The 20214-nt window shown below is 61.6% G+C and carries 21 protein-coding genes; 1 reads left to right on the top strand and 20 read right to left on the bottom strand.

All coding sequences use genetic code 11. The features are described 5' to 3' along the window. Nucleotides 1–98: 98 nt before the first annotated feature. From AC1MEM_RS03935 to AC1MEM_RS03870, 14 genes are all read right to left on the bottom strand, one after another. Nucleotides 99–521 carry a F0F1 ATP synthase subunit epsilon gene (locus AC1MEM_RS03935; RefSeq protein ID WP_499475471.1) on the bottom strand — a complete coding sequence of 141 codons (423 nt, stop codon included), beginning with the start codon at nt 519–521 and terminating at the stop codon, nt 99–101. A gap of 26 nt (nt 522–547) precedes the next feature. Beyond that, nucleotides 548–1951: a F0F1 ATP synthase subunit beta gene (gene atpD / locus AC1MEM_RS03930; protein ID WP_499475470.1), complete on the bottom strand. Its 1404-nt coding sequence runs from the start codon at nt 1949–1951 to the stop codon at nt 548–550. 35 nt (nt 1952–1986) lie between these two features. Next, the gene (gene atpG / locus AC1MEM_RS03925; protein ID WP_499475468.1) at nt 1987–2862 is read right to left on the bottom strand and encodes a F0F1 ATP synthase subunit gamma; all 876 of its coding nucleotides are present in this window, start codon (nt 2860–2862) and stop codon (nt 1987–1989) included. Nucleotides 2863–2927: 65 nt separating this feature from the next. Next, complete coding sequence (gene atpA / locus AC1MEM_RS03920) at nt 2928–4469, bottom strand: F0F1 ATP synthase subunit alpha (RefSeq protein WP_499475467.1); 1542 nt, start codon at nt 4467–4469, stop codon at nt 2928–2930. An 84-nt stretch (nt 4470–4553) separates the two neighbouring features. Further along, nucleotides 4554–5087 (bottom strand): F0F1 ATP synthase subunit delta, encoded by a 534-nt coding sequence (locus AC1MEM_RS03915; RefSeq protein WP_499475466.1) that lies wholly within the window; start codon nt 5085–5087, stop codon nt 4554–4556. A 2-nt stretch (nt 5088–5089) separates the two neighbouring features. Next, nucleotides 5090–5560, bottom strand: coding sequence for a F0F1 ATP synthase subunit B (locus tag AC1MEM_RS03910; protein ID WP_499475465.1), 471 nt, complete (start codon nt 5558–5560; stop codon nt 5090–5092). 73 nt (nt 5561–5633) lie between these two features. After that, a complete protein-coding gene (gene atpE, locus AC1MEM_RS03905) occupies nt 5634–5879 on the bottom strand; it encodes a F0F1 ATP synthase subunit C (RefSeq protein ID WP_499475463.1) in 246 nt (81 codons plus the stop codon). Between the two features lie 87 nt (nt 5880–5966). Further along, a complete protein-coding gene (atpB, locus tag AC1MEM_RS03900) occupies nt 5967–6797 on the bottom strand; it encodes a F0F1 ATP synthase subunit A (protein WP_499475462.1) in 831 nt (276 codons plus the stop codon). Between the two features lies 1 nt (nt 6798). Further along, the gene (locus tag AC1MEM_RS03895) at nt 6799–7137 is read right to left on the bottom strand and encodes an ATP synthase subunit I (RefSeq protein WP_499475461.1); all 339 of its coding nucleotides are present in this window, start codon (nt 7135–7137) and stop codon (nt 6799–6801) included. Nucleotides 7138–7847: 710 nt separating this feature from the next. Beyond that, nucleotides 7848–8717, bottom strand: coding sequence for a ParB/RepB/Spo0J family partition protein (locus AC1MEM_RS03890; protein ID WP_499475460.1), 870 nt, complete (start codon nt 8715–8717; stop codon nt 7848–7850). 19 nt (nt 8718–8736) lie between these two features. Then, entirely contained in the window at nt 8737–9507 is a 771-nt protein-coding gene (locus tag AC1MEM_RS03885; RefSeq protein ID WP_499475459.1) for a ParA family protein, read from the bottom strand. 98 nt (nt 9508–9605) lie between these two features. Beyond that, on the bottom strand, nt 9606–10259 hold the full coding sequence (gene rsmG / locus AC1MEM_RS03880; protein WP_499475458.1) for a 16S rRNA (guanine(527)-N(7))-methyltransferase RsmG: 654 nt from the start codon (nt 10257–10259) through the stop codon (nt 9606–9608). Then, nucleotides 10256–12199 (bottom strand): tRNA uridine-5-carboxymethylaminomethyl(34) synthesis enzyme MnmG, encoded by a 1944-nt coding sequence (gene mnmG / locus AC1MEM_RS03875; protein ID WP_499475456.1) that lies wholly within the window; start codon nt 12197–12199, stop codon nt 10256–10258. Before mnmG ends, rsmG begins: the two co-directional genes overlap by 4 nt. Before the next feature lie 214 nt (nt 12200–12413). After that, the gene (locus tag AC1MEM_RS03870; protein ID WP_499475454.1) at nt 12414–13184 is read right to left on the bottom strand and encodes a sulfite exporter TauE/SafE family protein; all 771 of its coding nucleotides are present in this window, start codon (nt 13182–13184) and stop codon (nt 12414–12416) included. Between the two features lie 119 nt (nt 13185–13303). Between AC1MEM_RS03870 and AC1MEM_RS03865 the strand changes: the two genes are divergently transcribed. After that, nucleotides 13304–14461, top strand: a complete 1158-nt coding sequence (locus AC1MEM_RS03865; protein WP_499475453.1) for an iron-containing alcohol dehydrogenase — start codon at nt 13304–13306, stop codon at nt 14459–14461. Here AC1MEM_RS03865 and AC1MEM_RS03860 read toward each other — a convergent pair whose 3' ends face one another. The 6 genes from AC1MEM_RS03860 to AC1MEM_RS03835 form a co-directional block, all read right to left on the bottom strand. Further along, nucleotides 14462–15322 carry an alpha/beta fold hydrolase gene (locus AC1MEM_RS03860; RefSeq protein ID WP_499475452.1) on the bottom strand — a complete coding sequence of 287 codons (861 nt, stop codon included), beginning with the start codon at nt 15320–15322 and terminating at the stop codon, nt 14462–14464. A gap of 10 nt (nt 15323–15332) precedes the next feature. Then, the gene (locus AC1MEM_RS03855) at nt 15333–16355 is read right to left on the bottom strand and encodes a branched-chain amino acid ABC transporter permease (RefSeq protein ID WP_499475451.1); all 1023 of its coding nucleotides are present in this window, start codon (nt 16353–16355) and stop codon (nt 15333–15335) included. 3 nt (nt 16356–16358) lie between these two features. After that, nucleotides 16359–17243: a branched-chain amino acid ABC transporter permease gene (locus AC1MEM_RS03850; protein ID WP_499475450.1), complete on the bottom strand. Its 885-nt coding sequence runs from the start codon at nt 17241–17243 to the stop codon at nt 16359–16361. Between the two features lie 224 nt (nt 17244–17467). Further along, nucleotides 17468–18673, bottom strand: coding sequence for an ABC transporter substrate-binding protein (locus AC1MEM_RS03845; protein ID WP_499475448.1), 1206 nt, complete (start codon nt 18671–18673; stop codon nt 17468–17470). Nucleotides 18674–18713: 40 nt separating this feature from the next. Continuing rightward, nucleotides 18714–19421 (bottom strand): ABC transporter ATP-binding protein, encoded by a 708-nt coding sequence (locus tag AC1MEM_RS03840; protein ID WP_499475447.1) that lies wholly within the window; start codon nt 19419–19421, stop codon nt 18714–18716. After that, a complete protein-coding gene (locus AC1MEM_RS03835) occupies nt 19418–20191 on the bottom strand; it encodes an ABC transporter ATP-binding protein (RefSeq protein ID WP_499475446.1) in 774 nt (257 codons plus the stop codon). The genes AC1MEM_RS03840 and AC1MEM_RS03835 overlap by 4 nt, the downstream gene beginning before the upstream one ends. Nucleotides 20192–20214 lie beyond the last annotated feature (23 nt).

Raw genomic sequence — 20214 nt, 5'->3', positions numbered from 1 at the left:
CGATGCGCTTGAAGGCGCGGTCCATTCCGCGAAAACCGTCCATCCAATAAAAAAAGGCAGAGCCTTGGCTCTGCCTTTCTTGTTACGACTGTGAAGACTTACCGGCCTTTTGAGCGCAGGCGGGCAATCGCCGCCAGCTGGGCGATGGCGGACGCCAGTTCGGCTTGCGCTTTCGCGTAGTCGATCTGGGCATCCTGCGACTGCATCAGCTCTTCGGCCGCTTGCTTGGCCGCTTGCGCTTTTGCCTCGTCCAGGTCGGCGCCGCGGATCGCGGTGTCGGCCAGAACGGTCACGCCGTTCGGCTGCACCTCGAGGATGCCGCCGGCAACGAAGACGAACTCTTCGCCACCGCCAGCCACCTCGATGCGTACCGCACCCGGGCGGATGCGCGTGATCAGCGGGGTGTGCTTCGGGTAGATACCCAGCTCGCCCGCTTCACCCGGCAACGCGACGAAGGTCGCTTCGCCGGAGAAGATCTGCGCTTCGGCCGAGACGACGTCAACGTGAATTGTGTTTGCCATGTGTGTCCTTCAGGTTGAAGACGCGATCAGGCGGCCAGTTTCTTGGCTTTTTCGACCGCTTCTTCGATGGTGCCGACCATGTAGAACGCCTGCTCCGGCAGGTGGTCCAGTTCGCCCGATGCGATCATCTTGAAGCCCTTGATCGTGTCTTTCAGCGAAACGTACTTGCCTGGCGCGCCAGTAAACACTTCAGCGACGTGGAAGGGCTGCGACAGGAAACGCTGCATCTTGCGGGCGCGAGCGACCAGCAGCTTGTCTTCCGGTGCCAGTTCGTCCATGCCCAGAATCGCGATAATGTCGCGCAGTTCCTTGTAGCGCTGCAGGGTGCCCTGGACGGCGCGCGCGGTGTCGTAGTGTTCCTGGCCGACGACGAGCGGGTCCAGCTGGCGCGAGGTCGAGTCGAGCGGGTCGACCGCAGGGTAGATACCCAGCGAGGCGATGTCACGCGACAGAACGACGGTCGAGTCCAGGTGGGCGAAGGTGGTCGCTGGCGACGGGTCGGTCAAGTCATCCGCAGGGACGTAGACGGCCTGGATCGAGGTGATCGAACCGGTCTTGGTCGAGGTGATGCGCTCTTGCAGGCGGCCCATCTCTTCGGCCAGGGTAGGCTGATAGCCCACCGCCGACGGCATACGGCCCAGCAGTGCCGAGACTTCGGTACCGGCCAGGGTGAAGCGGTAGATGTTGTCGACGAAGAACAGAACGTCTTTACCCTCATCACGGAAGGCTTCGGCCATCGTCAGGCCGGTCAGCGCGACGCGCAGGCGGTTGCCTGGTGGTTCGTTCATCTGACCGTAGACCATTGCCACTTTCGAGTTGGCAGGGTTTTCCAGGTCGACCACTTTGGCATCGGCCATCTCGTGGTAGAAGTCGTTACCTTCGCGGGTACGCTCACCCACGCCGGCGAACACGGACAGGCCCGAGTGCGCTTTGGCGATGTTGTTGATCAGTTCCATCATGTTGACGGTCTTGCCCACGCCGGCGCCGCCGAACAGGCCGACTTTACCGCCTTTGGCGAACGGGCAGACCAGGTCGATGACCTTGATGCCGGTTTCGAGCAGGTCGGTCGATGGCGACAGTTCGTCGTAGGCAGGCGCGGTGCGGTGGATCGATGCCATGCGCTCGTTGCTGACCGGACCGCATTCGTCGATCGGGTTGCCCAGCACGTCCATGATGCGGCCGAGCGTTGCGACGCCGACCGGCACCATGATCGGACCACCGGTGTTCTGGATCATCATGCCGCGACGCAGGCCTTCGGAGCTGCCCAGCGCAATGGTACGGACGATGCCGTCACCCAGCTGTTGTTGGACTTCCAGGGTCAGGTCGGAGCCTGCCATTTTCAGTGCGTCGAAAACCTTCGGCATGGCGTTACGTGGGAATTCCACGTCAACCACTGCGCCGATACACTGAACGATTTTGCCATCAGCCATGTTCGTTCCTTCAGATATAGTTAATTACTTGTCGTTTAGACCGCTGCCGCACCGGCGACGATCTCGGAGAGTTCTTTGGTAATCGCTGCCTGGCGGGTCTTGTTATAGATCAGCTTCAGCTCGCCGATGACGCTGCCTGCGTTGTCGCTGGCGGCCTTCATCGCGACCATGCGCGCCGATTGCTCGGACGCCAGGTTTTCCGCGACTGCCTGGTACACCAGCGCTTCCACGTAGCGCACCAGCAGTTCGTCGATCACGACTTGCGCTTCCGGTTCGTAGATGTAATCCCACGAGATCGAACCCTTGTCCGCTTCCAGGTGCTTCGACGGCAACGGGAGCAGCTGTTCGATCACCGGTTCCTGCTTCATCGTGTTGATGAACTTGGTGTAGCACAGGTAGACGGCGTCCAGCCGGCCATCCTGGTATGCGTCGAGCATGACCTTGATCGGGCCGATCAGCTTTTCCAGGTGCGGGGTGTCGCCGATTTGCGTCACGTGCGACACGATCGGCACGCCGACGCGGTTCAGGAAGCCCAGGCCCTTGTTGCCGATGGCAACAGCCTCGACGCGGCTGCCCGCGGCTTCCATTTCCTTCGCCTTGAGCGTCACCTGGCGCAGGATGTTGGTGTTCATGCCGCCGCACAGACCTTTATCGGTCGTGACGACGATGAAGCCGACAGCTTTTGCCTGCACGTGCTTGGCTTGCGCCATGAAGACGTGCGTGTACTCCGGGTTTGCGCCGGCCAGATTGGCGGTGATGTTCCGAACTTTTTCACTGTAGGGACGGGCGGCGCGCATGCGGTCCTGCGCTTTGCGCATTTTCGATGCGGCGACCATTTCCATCGCCTTGGTGATCTTCTTCGTATTCTCTACGCTCTTGATCTTGCCACGAATCTCTTTGCCTACTGCCATGAGTCCTTACTCCTTCCGGTCACCCGGCACCGCATTGGAAAATGCGGTGCCGGGTCATCCATTCATTAAAATGCGCCGGATTTTTTGAAATCAGCAATGGCGGCGGCGAGTGCTGCTTCGGCGTCCTTGTCCAGTTGCTTGGTTTCTTCGATCTTCGACAGGAGCGCAGCCTGCTTGGTCTTCAGGTAGCCGTGCAGGCCGCTCTCGAAGGACAGCACTTGCTTGACTTCGATGTCGTCGAAGTAGCCCTTGTTGACGGCGAACAGCGATGCGGCCATCAGCGAGATCGGCAGCGGCGAGTATTGCGGCTGCTTGAGCAGCTCGGTCACGCGCGCACCACGGTCCAGCTGCTTGCGGGTCGACTCGTCCAGGTCCGATGCGAACTGCGCGAAGGCAGCCAGCTCACGGTACTGCGCCAGGTCGGTACGGATACCGCCCGACAGGTTTTTGATGACCTTGGTCTGGGCGGCGCCACCGACGCGCGACACCGAAATACCGGCGTTAATCGCAGGACGGATACCGGCGTTGAACAGCGAGGTCTCCAGGAAGATCTGGCCGTCGGTAATCGAAATCACGTTGGTCGGCACGAAGGCGGAAACGTCGCCCGCTTGCGTTTCAATGATCGGCAGTGCGGTCAGCGAGCCGGTTTTACCCGTCACGGCGCCGTCGGTGAACTTCGACACGTAGTCGGCGTTCACGCGTGCTGCGCGCTCGAGCAGGCGGCTGTGCAGGTAGAACACGTCGCCAGGGTAGGCTTCGCGGCCTGGTGGACGGCGCAGCAGCAGCGAGATCTGGCGGTAGGCAACGGCTTGCTTCGACAGGTCGTCGTACACGATCAGCGCATCCTGGCCGCGGTCGCGGAAGTATTCGCCCATCGCGCAACCGGCATATGCCGAGATGTATTGCATGGCGGCCGATTCCGACGCCGATGCTGCGACGACAATGGTGTACTCCATCGCGCCGTGCTGCTCGAGCGAGCGCACGATGTTCTTGATGGTCGATGCTTTCTGGCCGATCGCGACATACACGCAGGTGACGTTCTGGCCACGCTGGTTGATGATCGCGTCGACTGCGACAGCCGATTTACCGGTCTGGCGGTCGCCGATGATCAGCTCGCGCTGGCCACGGCCGATCGGCACCATCGCGTCGATCGATTTGATACCGGTCTGCATCGGCTGCGAGACGGACTCGCGGGCGATGACGCCTGGCGCGATCTTTTCGATCGGGGCGGTCAGCTTGGTGTTGATCGGGCCCTTGCCGTCGATCGGCTGGCCCAGGGCGTTGACCACGCGGCCACACAGTTCCGGACCGATCGGCACTTCCAGGATGCGGCCGGTCGTCTTGACGGTGTCGCCTTCCGAGATGTGCTCGTAAGCACCCAGGATGACGGAACCGACCGAGTCGCGCTCGAGGTTCATCGCCAGGCCGAAGGTGTTGCCAGGGAATTCCAGCATCTCGCCCTGCATCACGTCCGACAGACCGTGAATACGGCAGATACCGTCGGCCACGGAGATCACCGTGCCTTGATTGCGAACGTCAGCGGACGCTTCGAGGCCCTGGATCCGGCTCTTGATCAGTTCGCTGATTTCAGATGAATTAAGTTGCATGAGTGCTAACTCCTAATAGTTTCTTGATGCCTTGGGCAGGACGTGAGATGCCGGCAAAGGGTCGAAAGTTCGGCGAAGTTCCGCTTACGCGACCAGGGCAGCGTGCATCTGCTGCAGCTTGGCGCGTACCGAGGTATCGAGCACTTCATCGCCGACCAGCACGCGCACACCACCGATCAGCGACGGGTCCACGGTGACAGTCGGGTTGAGCTTGCGGCCGAATTTCTTTTCCAGCGTACCCACCAGTTCTGCCACCTGGGCATCGGTCAGCGCGAAGGCGCTGGCGATCTCTGCGTCTGCAGCACCGAGCTGGGCATTTTTGAGCGCCTGGAACTGCGTGCCGATTTCCGGCAGCAGGCTGATGCGGCCGTTTTCGGCCAGCATCGTCAGGAAATTCGTTGCCTCCGGCGTGACCGGCGCCTTGACCAGCGAGGCCAGGGCGGCGACGAGGTCGGTGGCAGTCAGTTTCGGATTGGCGGCAAACGCCTGCACATCAGTGTTGGCGCCGACTTGTGCCAGTTGCGACACCAGTTCGGACCAGGCTGCCATGTCGCCTTGTTGGGCGACACGGAACAGCGCTTCGGCGTAGGGACGGGCGACGGTTGCGAGTTCGGCCATGATTACAGCTCGGTCGACAGTTGCGACAGCAGGGCGGCGTGCGCTTCTGCGTTCACTTCGCGCTTGAGGATCTGCTCGGCGCCTTTGACGGCGAGTGCGGCCACCTGGCCACGCAGTTCTTCGCGCACGCGCGTCACTTGCTGCTCGGCGTCGGCCTTGGCGTTGGCGACGATACGGGCGGCTTCTTCAGTCGCGGTCTTCTTGGCGTCATCGATGATCATCTGCGCGCGCTTTTCGGCGTCGGCGATGCGCGCCTGGCCTTGGTCACGGGCGCTTGCCAGTTCGGCCTGCACGCGCTTTTCGGCAGCGGCGAGGTCAGCCTTGCCACGATCGGCGGCGGCCAGCCCATTGGCGATCCTCTCGGCGCGCTCGTCGAGCGCCTTCATCAGCGGCGGCCACACGAATTTCATCGTGAACAGCGCCAGGATGAGGAAGACCACGAGCTGTGCAAACAGGGTTGCGTTAAGGTTCACGGTATTTTCCTTCTCACAAAAACGGATGCCGAACCGCGATGGTTCGGCCCTTCATAACCTGAGATGCGTCGTCTTAGTGCGGAACGAACGGGTTCGAGAACGCGAACAGCATGGCGATACCGACGCCGATCAGGAATGCCGCGTCGATCAGACCAGCCAGCAGGAACATCTTGGTTTGCAGGGTGTTCATCAGTTCTGGCTGACGTGCAGAAGCTTCGAGGTATTTACCGCCCATGATAGCGATACCGATACAGGCACCGATAGCACCCAGGCCGATGATCAAACCGCAAGCCAGTGCAACAAAAGAAAGGTCAGTCATGATTACTCCAAAAAGTTAAATTAAAAACTAGATTAAAAACTACTACTTCGTTACTACTACAATTCTGTTCGATGCTTGTGGCGCCGATCAGTGGCCTTCGTGGGCCTGACCGAGGTACACCAGCGTCAGCATCATGAAGATGAATGCCTGCAGGAACACGATCAGGATGTGGAAGATTGCCCAGATCGAGCCGGCAACCACCTGGCCCGCAAAACCCATGACGGTTGCGGTCGAGCCAAGCATGGCGATCAAGAGGAACAGCAGCTCGCCGGCAAACATGTTGCCGAACAGTCGCATGCCGAGCGACACCATTTTTGCTGCGTATTCGATGACGTTCAGCAGCAGGTTGAACGGCGCCATATAGATGCCGAACGGTGCTGCGAACAATTCGTGGATCCAGCCGCCGAAGCCCTTGACCTTGATGCCGTAGAACAGCATCAAGATCAGCACGCCGAGCGAAATGCCGATGGTGCCGTTCAGGTCGGCGGTCGGGACGACGCGGTGATGCATTTCGCCGAGGCCGAGGGCCCGGAAGGCAGCTGCGAACAGGTCGACCGGCAGGAAGTCCAGCGAGTTCATCAGGGCAACCCAGACGAACACGGTCAGGGCCATCGGGGCGATGAAGCTGCGGTCGCCATGGACGATGGTTTTGGCCTGGTTGTCGACCATTTCGAACAGGCTTTCGACGGCGGCCTGGAAGCGACCCGGCACGCCGGAGGTGGCGCGGCGCGCGGCCAGCCACATGACCAGGCAACCGAGCACGCCCATGGCGATCGACCAGAACAGGGTATCGTAGTTGATGATCGAGAAATCAACGACGAAGTCCTGGTGCTTGTTCGACAGGTGCCCCAGGTGGTGGGTGATGTACTCTGATGCGGTCGGCGCGTGTTGTGCCGCGCCTTCTACGGTTGTCGTCATATCAGTGCCTAAATAATAAGAATATGTAACTTTTCAGCGCCACGATGAACCCGGCGAGTAGCGCCAGCCAGTTCAGATCGTGGTACAGCGAGACGGTCAGCCACAGCAGAGCAACCGTCAGTGCGAGCTTTATAAATTCCCAGATGAAAAACGTTGCTGGGTTGGCCCCGCCTGGCTTCTGCGAGGCGGCAAACAAGCGCACCGCCATGATGGCGTTGGGCACAACACAACAGATTCCGCCGAGTACCGCCGAAAACGCCGCAGGCCCTCCCCCCAACAGTGCGGCGAGAACGCCGACGACTGCTGTCGCGATCAATTGCAGGGAGACCAGGCGCAACATTGTTATTCTTTCGCCTTGGCCATTGGAACCGAGTTACGGTGTGGTAATTACATGAATCAGCGGGATTATATGTTCGTTAGTGCATCTGAGTCAAACGATTCCAGCTGTGCCAGGGCTTTTCGCACAGACGTGAAATGTCACACAAATATTGCTCGAAATGGCGTTTTTCGCGGTAGTTCGCAACAGGAAAGAGCGGTGGCGAAGCAGAAATGTGAACGCCGGACGGGCGGCGAGAGTGCTGCCCTAATGTTGCGCGCACGGAAAGATTAGGGTAGGCGGGAGGAGGATTTGGCAGTCGACCCAGGTCGGGTTCGCTGAAGGAGTACGCTCTTTTCTGGTGCGTTCCCGATCGTTTGGGGCGGTGCTGATCTTGTCCACCAGCTGCACACAGTCTATGCACCCGCTGTGAACAGACTTGTGCACACGGTTATTCACAGCACCCAGTACCCCTTTTTCGGCCTGAAACCGTCGAGAGTCGCGTACGTGGGTGGACACTTGTGTCCACCCGTACATGCCGGTGCAGGACGCGGCGCTTTCTCCATTGGATGCCGAAGAAAACCGCTATGCGGGCGATTGAGGGACAAGTCGCGCTCAGCTTATCCCCCGCATATGCACCGCTTATCCCTCGTCTTCTCCACAGCGCCATACATCGCTGCCCACACGCTTATGGACAGACTTATCCACAAGCCGGCCAGCGCGACAGGTGCAGCTCAGCCCCGCAACCTTGCCAGCACCCCCTCCAGGATATCGAGGTCTGCAAAATCGATGATCATCTGCCCCCGGCCCTTCGGCCCCATCTTGAACGCAACCGGCGTAGCCAGCTTGTCCGACAGTTCTTCTTCCAGGCGCACGATGTCCCCCGACTTTTCCTTCTGGCGCGGAGCTGTGCTTGAGTTCGCCTGCTCTTCCAGCGCGCGCGCCACCAGCTTTTCCGTTTCCCGTACCGACAGCCGTTTCGCCACCACATGGCTGGCCAATGCGATCTGACTGGCGTTGTCAACTGACAACAATGCACGGGCATGACCCATGTCGATGTCGCCTGCCATCAGCATCGTCTGCACCGGTTGCGCCAGGTTCACCAGGCGCAGCAGGTTCGAGACGGCGCTGCGCGAGCGGCCGACGGCAGTTGCCGCCTGCTCGTGCGTAAAATTGAAATCCGAAATCAGGCGCGCGATGCCCTGCGCCTCTTCCAGCGGATTTAAATCTTCGCGTTGGATGTTCTCGATCAGGGCCATCGCGGCGGCGGCCTGGTCGTCGACCTCGCGCACCAGCACCGGGATCTCTTCCAGTCCGGCCAGCTGGGCCGCGCGGAAGCGGCGCTCGCCGGCGATGATCTCGTAACGGCCGCCATCGACTGGGCGCACCAGCACCGGCTGCATGATGCCCTGGGTTTTGATGGAAGCGGCCAGCTCGTTCAATGCCCCCTCGTCCATGCGGGTACGCGGCTGGTATTTACCGGCCTGCAACTGGGAGAGGGCCAGGGCGGACGGTGCACCCGCCGGAGCGGGTGCGTCGTCCATGTCTCCGCCCAGTAACGCATCGAGACCGCGGCCGAGGCCCTTGAGTTTTTTCGTCGCCATTGTGGATAACTCTCTCTGATTACATTGTCTTGATGCGCTCGACCATTTCAGCCCCGAACGCGATATACGCCTGCGCGCCCTTGGAGGACGGATCGAAGGTCACGCCCGGCACGCCGTACGAGGGCGCTTCCGCCAGGCGCACGTTCCTCGGGATGATCGTCTTAAACACCTTGCCGCCGAAGTGCTGCTCGAGCTGGGCCGAGACCTGCTGGGACAGGGTCATGCGCGGATCGAACATCACGCGCAGCAAGCCAATGATTTTCAGATCGGTGTTCAGGTTCCCATGCACCTTCTTGATCGTGTTCACCAGGTCGGACAGGCCTTCCAGTGCGTAGTACTCGCACTGCATCGGGATGATCACGCCGTGCGCGGCGCACAAGCCGTTCAGGGTCAGCATCGACAAGGCGGGCGGGCAGTCGACCAGAATAAAATCGTAGTCGGCATCCACCTTGGCCAGCGCGTGTTTTAAACGCCGCTCGCGGTTGTCGAGTTCCACCATCTCGACTTCGGCGCCGGCCAGCTCGCGGTTGGCGGGCAGCACGTCGAAGCGCCCTGCTTCCGAACGCTGGCGCGCCTCGGCCACTTCCGCCTCGCCCAGCAGTACCTGGTAGGTGGATGCTTTCAGGGACGCCTTGTTGATGCCTGCGCCCATGGTGGCATTGCCCTGCGGGTCGAGGTCGACCAGCAGCACGCGCTGCTCGAGCTTGGCCAGTCCTGCGGCCAGGTTGACGCTGGTGGTCGTCTTGCCGACGCCGCCCTTCTGGTTTGCCACACAAAATATCTTTGCCATCTGTTCCTTCGGACGAGACATTTCAGTTCATACCGTTCATATACAATAAACCGTTCATTCGGTTTATATGATTTAAACGGTATAAACGATTTATATTGTTAGTTGGTTTGCGCTGTTTTTTCGATGAAGACCAGGTGCCGTTCCGCTTCCAGTTTCGCCACCCGCAAAGGCCGCAATTCCCGCACTTTCCATTCGTCCGGCAGCCTTTCCTGTTCCTCGGCTGGCGCCGTGCCTTTCAAGGCGATGAATTGCCCGCCCTCGGCCAGCAGGTGTCCCGACCAGTTGACGAAATCGGAGAGGTCGGCAAAAGCGCGCGAGGTGATGACGTCGAAAGGTCCTGCCTTCAAATCCTGCACTTTCATCGTGTAGACGGTGACGTTACTCAGCCCCAGCTCCGCCTTCACTTGCGTGAGGAAAGCGGTTTTCTTGTGGACCGTGTCGATCAGGGACACTTTCATGTCCGGCCTGGCGATCGCCAGCACGATGCCGGGCAGTCCGCCGCCGGCGCCGACGTCCAGCACGTTTTTCGCGTCCTTGAATGCGCTGACGGCCGCCAGCGAATCGAGCAGGTGGTGGGTCACCATTTGCATCGGATCGCGCAGCGAGGTCAGGTTATACACACCGTTCCACTTGGCCATCAGGGCCAGATAGTCCATCAGCTGCTCGCGCTGGGCCGCCCACAGGGGCAGATCCATGTCGTCGATGCCGTCGTTCAGCACCGCCATCAGCTTGTCGCGATCAAAACCCCTCACTGTGCTGCCTCCTCGTTGACATTGCCCGGTACCGCCGTAAACCCCTTGGCGCCGCGTTTTTTCAGGTGCACCAGCAGCAGGGAGATCGCCGCCGGCGTGACGCCCGAGATGCGCGAAGCTTGTCCCAGGGTTTCCGGACGCTGCTTGTCGAGCTTCTGGCGCACTTCGAAGGACAGCGCGGCAATGTCCAGGTAGTCCAGGTTGTCCGGCAATTTCAGGTTTTCGTAGTGGTCGTGACGCTCGACTTCGCGCGCCTGGCGGTCGATATAACCCGCGTATTTCAGCTGGATTTCGACCTGCTCTTTGACGGCCGGATCCTCGACACCGGGGCCGGCCAGCGACTGGCCTTCGACGCCCGTCATCGTCATCAGGGTTTCGTATTCGACGCCCGGACGGCGCAGCAAATCCGCCAGGTTGTACTCGCGTTCGAGCGCCTGGCCGACCACGCGTTCCGATTCGGCGGCTGCCAGGATGCGCGGATTGACCCAGGTGGAACGCAGGCGTTCGAGTTCCCGCGCCACCGATTCGCGCTTGGTTTCGAAGGCTTGCCACTGGGCGTCGCCAACGACGCCGAGCTTGCGGCCCATCTCGGTGAGGCGCATATCCGCGTTATCTTCGCGCAGCGACAGGCGATATTCGGCGCGGCTCGTGAACATGCGGTAGGGCTCGGCCACACCCTGGGTCGTGAGGTCGTCGACCAGCACGCCGAGATAGGCTTCCGAACGGCCCGGGGTCCAGGCTTCTTGACCCTTGGTTTGCAGGGCCGCATTCATGCCGGCGAGCAGACCCTGGGCCGCGGCTTCCTCGTAACCCGTCGTGCCATTGATCTGGCCGGCGAAGAACAAGCCGCGGATCGCCTTCGTTTCGAGCGAGGATTTGAGGCCGCGCGGGTCGTAGTAGTCGTATTCGATGGCGTAGCCGGGGCGCAAAATGAAGGCGTTTTCCATACCTTTCATCGAGCGCACCAGGGCGATCTGCACGTCGAACGGCAGGCTGGTCGAGATCCCGTTCGGGTATATTTCGTGCGTGGTCAGGCCTTCCGGCTCGAGGAAGATCTGGTGCGAATCTTTTGACGCAAAGCGGTGGATCTTGTCTTCGATCGAGGGGCAATAGCGCGGCCCGACACCTTCGATGACGCCCGTGTACATCGGGCTGCGGTCCAGACCGTTGCGGATGATGTCGTGGGTTTGCGCATTCGTATGCGTGACCCAGCACGGCACCTGTTTCGGGTGCATGGCGGCATTGCCCATGTACGAGAAAACGGGCACCGGGTCGAGGTCGCCCGGCTGTTCGGCGAGCACCGAAAAATCGATGCTGCGGCCGTCGATGCGGGGCGGCGTGCCGGTTTTTAATCGACCCTGCGGCAGTTTCAGCTCTTTCAGGCGGCTCGACAGCGACACCGCCGCCGGGTCGCCGGCGCGGCCGGCCGTGTAATTCTGCAGGCCGACGTGGATCTTCCCGTCGAGGAAAGTACCGGCGGTCAGCACGACTGCACGGGCGCGGAACTGCAGGCCGATCTGGGTCACGGCGCCGACGACGCGGTCACCCTCGACCATCAAATCGTCGACTGCCTGCTGGAACAGCCACAAGTTTGGCTGGTTTTCGATACGCGAACGGATCGCCGCCTTGTACAGGATGCGGTCGGCCTGGGCCCGCGTGGCGCGCACGGCCGGGCCCTTCGACGAGTTCAGGATGCGGAACTGGATGCCGGCTTCGTCGGTGGCGATCGCCATCGCGCCGCCGAGGGCGTCGACCTCTTTCACCAGGTGGCCCTTGCCGATGCCGCCGATCGACGGATTGCAGGACATCTGGCCGAGGGTTTCGATGTTGTGGGTAAGGAGCAGGGTCTTCTGCCCCATGCGTGCGGACGCGAGCGCGGCCTCGGTGCCGGCATGGCCGCCACCGACGACGATCACGTCGAATTCAGTTGGAAATAGCATGATGGAGGTGTGAGGCGAGGAGGCTAATGCGCGATTATAGGATCTTTTGCGTTCCCAAACTCAGCGTCGCCGAAAAACAGGCCGTTTTTTGTTTCACGTGGAACACAGCAGGAAGGCGGCCGAGCAGTGTTTCACGTGGAACAACTGGCCGATCCAGGCGAAAAAAAAGCCGGGACAGCGCAGCGCTTCCCGGCTTTGTTCCACGTGAAACAACTCAACCGGCAAGCCGCACCACCGCGTCGAAGGCCGTTTTGACGATCAGGGTCGACACCACGACGAGGAACAATCTGCGCACGAACGCGCTACCGTGCCTGATCGCCAGCCGGGCTCCCACCAGCGAACCGGCGACCTGGCATACCGCCATCAGCAATCCCAGCTGCCAGAGCAAATGCCCGCTGACCCCGAACCACAGCAGCGCCGACAGGTTGCAGGCCACGTTGACGATCTTTGCCGCCGCCGAGGCACTGAGGAAATCGAAACCGAAGAAGCGGACGAACAGGAAGATCAGGAAGCTACCCGTGCCGGGTCCGAAGAAGCCATCATAAAAACCGATGGCCGCGCCGATGCCGACGGCCCACCAGCGTTCCGCGATGCCGCTGTGCACCGGCGCATGCACTGCACCCAAGTCTTTCCTGCGGAAGGTGTACAAAGCCACTGCCAGCAAAATGAAGGGCAACAAGCTGCGTACGAAATCGCCGGGCACGCGGGTCACCGTCCAGGCGCCGACAAAGGACAGGGCGAAGGCGGCGATGGCCGCGGGCGCCGCCGCACTCCAGGCGACGCGTACCCGGCGTCCATAGTTCACGGCAGCCGCGCCCGTGCCGCAGATGCTGGCGAGTTTATTCGTCCCGAGCAGGGTCGCCGGCAGCTCTTTCGGCAGGAAGGAAAAGATCGCCGGCACCTGGATCAGGCCGCCGCCGCCCACTACCGCGTCCACCAGCCCGGCGATAAAAGCCGCGCCGCCGAGCCACATAAAATCAATCATCTACCGCTTTCACGCCAATTTTGAAGAGGTGAAATTGTACGGCAAGCAGGGCAGGCGACTGCCGGTCCAGCGTTCAGTTTCTGGTGTAAGCTATTTGCTCCTTCCACTCGGGATCGACCATGACCGCCTTTGCCTTCCACACCGTTGCCAGCATCGTTTCGGAACCGGGCGCCGCCGCCCGCCTCGGCCCGCTCGTCGCCGAACGTTTTACGGACGCGCGCCGCGTTCTGATCGTGACCGATGCCGGCTTCCTGCGCACCGGCCTGCTCGAGCCCGCGCGCGCCAGCCTGGCGGAGCAAGGCATGACGGTGCACATCTTCTCGCAGGTCGTAGCGGATCCGCCCGAGCAGATCGTCCACGAAGCGGTCGACTTCGCGCGTGCGAACGAGACCGATCTCGTCATCGGCTTCGGCGGCGGCAGTTCGATGGACGTGGCAAAACTGGTGGCGGTCCTCGCGGGCAGCGACCAGGCCCTCAACCAGATTTACGGGATCGGCAAGGTCAAGGGTCAGCGGCTGCCCTTGCTCCAGGTGCCCACCACCGCCGGCACCGGTTCCGAGGTGACCAACATCGCCATCGTCACCACCGGCGAAACGACCAAGATGGGCGTCGTCGCGCCCCAGCTGTATGCCGACGTCGCCCTGCTCGACGCGGAGTTGACGCTCGGCTTGCCGCCGCTGGTGACGGCGGCGACCGGCATTGATGCGATGGTGCATGCGATCGAAGCGTATACGAGCAAGCACAAAAAGAATCCGCTGTCGGACAACCTGGCGCGCCAGGCGCTGGGCCTGCTGTCGCAGAATTTACTCATTGCCTGCGAAAACGGCAGCAACCTGGAAGCCAGACAAGCCATGCTGCTCGGCGCCTGCCTCGCCGGCCAGGCCTTTTCGAACGCGCCCGTCGCTGCGGTACACGCCCTCGCCTACCCGATCGGCGGCATTTTCCACGTGCCGCACGGGCTGTCGAACTCGCTGGTACTGCCGCACGTGCTGCGCTTTAATGCACCGCATGCATCATCCCTGTATGCCGAGCTGGCCGACATCGTGGTGCCCGGCATCAAGGGCAGTCCCGAAGAACGAACGGAAGGCCTGATTGCTGCGATGCAACAGATCGCGCAACGGACCGGTATCCAGACGACATTGGGAGAACTGGGGATCAGCGAGAGCGACCTCGACCGGCTGGCGGACGATGCGATGTTGCAGACTCGTCTGTTGGGAAACAATCCGCGCGAGCTCACGCGTGCCGACGCACGCGCGATCTACGCCGCGGCATTGTAATCAGGCAGGCGTGGAAGGAGGCGCCTCCGCGTGCGGCGCATTCGTAAAGAAATCGAGAAGCAAGGTATTCACGCGGTCGCTGGCCGTGACTTGCAGCCAGTGGTCTGCGCCCTCGATGCGCTCGTAGCGGAAGTACTCGGCGACATAGGCCGAGGAGTCGCGCATCTGCGTCTCGCCCAGTGCCGGGTCGAGGCTGCTCCAGACGCCCATTACCGGCACCCGCACGGGTTCGCTCCTGGCGGCCAGGGCGATCCCGCGCGGTATGTTCGCCCGATAATAATTCAGCGCGGCCGTCATGCGGCCGGGTTCGCGCAGGCTTTTCCTCCAGTAGGCGATCTGGTTGCGGTCCGAGGTAAAACGCTGCATCAGGTAAAAATCGCCAGCCATCAGCGATTTTTCCGCCAGTCCCGGCACCATGAACCACATCATGTAGCTTGAGCGCAGGGCCTGTGCCAGGCCGGCGCGGGCGAAAGCTGCCGGATGCCCCACCGACAGTGCCACGAATTGCTCGATGCGCTCGGGCGCTTCCCGGCACAGGCGCCAGCCGAGCGCCGCGCCCCAGTCGTGTCCGACCACGCGGGCTTTGGCGATACCGAGCTGGTCAAGCATCGCCAGCACGTCGGCGGCCACGTGCTCCAGGCGGTAGGCGGACACGTCACTTGGCGCATCGCTGCCGCCGTAGCCGCGCAGGTCGGGCGCGAGCACCCGATAGCCCGCGGCCGCCAGCGGCATCACCTGTTTGCGCCACACGGCATGGGTGTCGGGAAAGCCGTGCAGCAGCACGACCGCCGGGCCCTGCCCTGCGCTTTGCACCTGCATGCGCAAGCCATTCACCGTCAGGAGCAGGGTCTGCTGTTTCATGCTTCCTCCTTTATGCCACTTCGCGATCGGCGACGGGTGCGGCGCGGTTTGAGGGCGCCGGCGCCTTGCGTCCCATGCGTTCGAACAGCGCGCCGATCTCTCCGACGATACCGCGGCGGAACAGCAGCACGCAGACGATGAAGATCAGGCCGGTCACCATGCCGACCGACTCGCCCAGCGTCGTGAACCAGGAGATCCCCGTGCTCTCGGCCAGGAAGTTGCCGACTTCTCCCAGCTTGTTTTCCAGCGCGACAATAATAAAAGCGCCGATGATCGGGCCGGCCATCGTGCCCATGCCGCCCACCAGGGTCATCAGGACGACCAGGCCCGACATGGTCCAGTGGACGTCGGTCAGCGTCTCGAAGCCCAGCACAAGCGTCTTGGTAGCCCCGGCAAGGCCGGCCAGGGCCGCGGAGAGCACAAAGGCGAGCAACTTGTAGCGATCCGCGTCATAGCCCAGGGAAATGGCGCGTGGCTCGTTTTCCTTGATCGCTTTGAGCACCTGTCCGAAGGGCGAGTGTACCGTGCGCACGATCAGGGCGAAGCCGATAACGGTGATCGCCAGCACGACGTAATACAGGGTCAGGTCGTTACTCAGGTCGATCATGCCGAACAGTTTGCCGCGCGGGACGCCTTGCAAGCCGTCTTCGCCATGGGTCACCGGGCTGCGCAGGGCGGCGAAATACACCATGTACGCCAGCGCCAGGGTGATCATCGTAAAGTAAATGCCCTGGCGGCGGATCGCCAGCGAGCCGATGACGAGGCCAAGCACCGCGCTGGTGGCGACGCCGGCCAGGATGCCGAGTTCGGTCGGCAGGCCGACGGTCGACAGCAGGTAACCCGTCACATAGCCTGCACTGCCGAAGAAGGCAGCATGGCCGAAGGAGAGCAAGCCCGTAAAACCGATCAGCAAATTGAACGCGCAGGCGAACAGGGCGAAGCACAGCAGCTTCATCAGGAACACCGGATAGCCGAAGAATGGCGCCGCGAGGGCGACGAGCAAGGCCAGCGTATAGATGATTTTCTTGTTCATCGCTTATTTCTCCTTACCGAACAGACCGGCCGGGCGCAGCAGCAGCACGATGACCATGACGACGAACACGACGACCTCGGAACCTTCCGGATAGAAGACGCGGGTCAGGCCTTCGATCACGCCCAGCAGCAGGCCGGTGATGATGGAGCCGAGAATGGAACCCATGCCGCCGATCACGACGACGGCGAACACGACGATGATGAGGTTCGAGCCCATCAGCGGCGTGACGTTGATCACGGGCGCCGCCAGTACCCCGGCCAGGCCGGCCAAAGCGACACCGAAGCCGTAGGTGAGTGTCACCATGCGCGGCACGTTGATGCCGAAGGCTTCCACCAGTTTTGGATTTTCGGTGCCGGCGCGCAGGTAAGCGCCGAGTCGCGTTTTTTCGATGACAAACCAGGTGCCGAGGCAGACGGTGAGCGAAGCGACGACGACCCAGGCGCGGTAGTTCGGCAGCATCATGAAGCCGAGGTCGGTGGCGCCCTGCAGCTGCTCCGGCACCTCGAGGGTCTGGCCGGAGACGCCGAAGAAGGAGCGGAACACGCCTTCCAGCAACAGCGTGATGCCGAAAGTCAGCAGCAGGCCATATAAGTGGTCGAGTTTATACAGCCAGCGCAGCATCGTCTTTTCGACGGCGATGCCGAAGGCGCCGACCACCAGGGGCGCCAGCACCAGCATCATCCAGTAGTTCAGGCCGTACGAGGTGACGCCGATGTAGGCCATGAAAGCCCCCATCATGTACAGCGCACCGTGCGAAAAATTGATGACGTTCAGCAAGCCGAAAATGACGGCCAGGCCGAGCGAGAGCATCGCGTAGAAGGAACCATTGACCAGGCCCAGCAGCAGCTGGCTCATCATGGCTTGGAGGGGGACGCCGAAAATTTCCATAGGTACCCAAAGCTAAAAGTCGGATGGCGGTCAGCCGGGGCGGCCGGACCGGCCAAGGGTGAAACAAAATCCGAACCGTGAAAGCGGCGCGATGTGCAGACCGTAGTTGAACGCGTGGGCGGGGAACCCGCCCACCCTACTGGCTCAAACTGTAGGGTGGGCGGGTCTCCCGCCCACGCGTTCACATTACGCTCGCATTACGGCGCGGTTTAATCAATACGACATCACTTCCACGCCGCGCACTTCGTCTCTTCCTTCTTCGTGTACGCCTGCGCGCCCGGGATGGTGGCGACCAGCTTGTAGTAATCCCATGGATACTTCGACTCGGCCTTCGACTTCACCTGCATCAGGTACATGTCGTGCACCATGCGGCCATCCGGACGGATCTCGCCGTTCTTGGTGAACATGTCGTTGATCTTGGTCGCCTTCAGCTGGGCCATGACCTTGGTCGAATCGTCGGTACCGATCTTTTTCACCGCGTTCAGGTAGTTGGTCGTCGCCGAGTAGTCGGCTGCCTGCAGCATCGACGGCTCTTTCTTCATCTTGGCGAAATAACGCTTCGACCAGGCGCGGGTGTCGGCGTTCATGTCCCAGTACCAGCCGTCGGTCAGGTACATGCCTTGGGTGGAGTCCAGGCCCAGTGTGTGGATGTCGTTGATGAACACCAGCAAGCCGGCGATCTTCATGTTCTTGGTCAGACCGAATTCCTTGGCCGCCTTGATCGAATTGATCGTGTCGCCACCGGCGTTGGCCAGGCCCAGCACCTGCGCCTTCGACGCTTGCGCCTGCAGCAGGAAGGACGAGAAGTCCGAGGCGGACAAGGGGTGCTTGACGCTGCCCAGCACGGTACCGCCATTCGCCTTCAGCACGTCGGTCGTGTCCTTTTCCAGCGACTGGCCGAAGGCGTAGTCGGCGGTCAGGAAATACCAGCTCTTGCCGCCCTGCTTGACCACGGCCGAACCGGTGCCGCGCGCCAGCGCCACAGTGTCGTAGGCGTAGTGCACGGTGTACGGCGAGCACTGTTCGTTGGTCAGCTGGGCGGTGCCGGCGCCGATCGAAATGAACAATTTCTTTTTCTCGGCCGCGACCTTGGCCATGGCCAGACTGGCGCCGGAGTTGGTGCCGCCGATCAGCATGTCGACGCCTTGCTGGTCGAACCACTCGCGTGCCTTCGAGGCGGCGATGTCCGGCTTGTTCTGGTGGTCGGCGACGACGAATTCGATTTTCTTGCCGTTGATGGCGCCGCCGAGGTCGGCAATAGCCATGCGCACGGCTTCGGCGCCACCGTTACCGTCGACGTCGGAATAGACGCCGGACAGGTCGGTCAGCAAGCCGATCTTGATGGTGTCGCCGCTGATCTGGGCGTGGGCAGGCGCCATGAAGCCGGTGAATGCGGCGCTGGCGGCGAGGGCGAGGGCGGTACGTTTCATGTTATTTGTCTCCGTTCTTGTGGTTGATACTGCTTTTAATTCAAACGCCGAGTAATTCGGTCAGTACAGGCATGCGTGCCGCGAGGTCTTGCGCCTCGATGGTCTCGACAATTTGCCCATGTTCGACAACGTGGAAGCGGTCAGCCAAGGGCGCGGCAAAGCGGAAGTTCTGCTCGACCATGATGATCGTGTAGCCCTTCGCCTTGAGCATGGTGATCATGCGGGCCAGGCCCTGCACGATGACCGGCGCCAGGCCCTCGGAAATTTCATCTAACAGCAGCAGGCGCGCGCCGGTGCGCAGGATGCGCGCCACCGCCAGCATCTGCTGTTCCCCGCCCGACAGGCGCGTGCCCTGGCTATGGCGGCGCTCTTTCAGGTTCGGGAACATCTCATAAATTTCGTCGATCGACATCGCCGTGCCGCCCACTTTCAGGGTGGGCGGCAGCAGCAGGTTTTCCTCGGTCGACAGCGATGAGAAAATGCCCCGCTCTTCCGGGCAATAACCGACGCCCAGGTGGGCGATGCGGTGGGTCGGCAAACCGACCGCTTCGACGCCGTTGATGCGGATCGAACCCGTGCGGCGCCCCGTCAGGCCCATGATCGCGCGCAGCGTCGTCGTGCGGCCCGCGCCATTGCGGCCTAATAAGGTCACGACTTCGCCGGGGGCGACCGACAGGCTGATGCCGTGCAGGATGTGCGATTCGCCATACCAGGCCTGCAGGTCGGTAATCTCGAGTGCGGCGGTCATGCGTGCCCCGCTTCGAGTTCGCCGTCGGCGGTGCCCATGTAGGCTTCCATCACTTGCGGATTTTTCGACACTTCGGCATAGGTGCCCTCGGCCAGCATGGCGCCGCGCTGGAGGACGGAAATGCGGTCGCAGATGCCGGAAACCACGTTCATATTGTGTTCGACCATCAAAATCGTGCGTCCTTGCGACACTTTTTTAATCAGGGCCGTGACCCGGTGCACGTCCTCGTGGCCCATGCCCTGGGTCGGCTCATCCAGCAGCATCAGTTCCGGCTCCATCGCCAGCGTCGTCGCGATTTCCAGTGCGCGCTTGCGCCCATAGGGCAAATCGGCAGTGATGGTGTCGGCGAAGCCGGCCAGGTCGACTTCCTCGAGCAGCGCCATGGCGCGCTCGTCCAGCGAGGACAGCGAGCCTTCGCTGCGCCAGAAATGGAAACTGGTACCGAGCTCGCGCTGCAAGCCAATGCGCACGTTCTGCAGCACAGTCAGGTGAGGAAACACGGCGGAAATCTGGAAGGAGCGGATGATGCCCTGGCGCGCGATCTGCGCCGGCTTGTCGCGTGTGATGTCGCGGCCGTTGAACAGGATCTGGCCCGAGGTCGGCACCAGGAATTTCGTGAGCAAATTAAAACAGGTGGTCTTGCCGGCGCCGTTCGGGCCGATCAAGGCGTGGATGTGCCCGCGCTGGACGCGCAGGTTGACATCATTTACTGCAGTAAAACCCTTGAACTCTTTTGTCAGGTTCTTAGTTTCGAGAATGACGTCTGCCATCGTGTCTCCAGTGCGTGGATGTT

The organism is Telluria sp. AIW5 (assembly GCF_056680575.1).
This window is presented reverse-complemented; position numbering and strand designations above follow the sequence as displayed.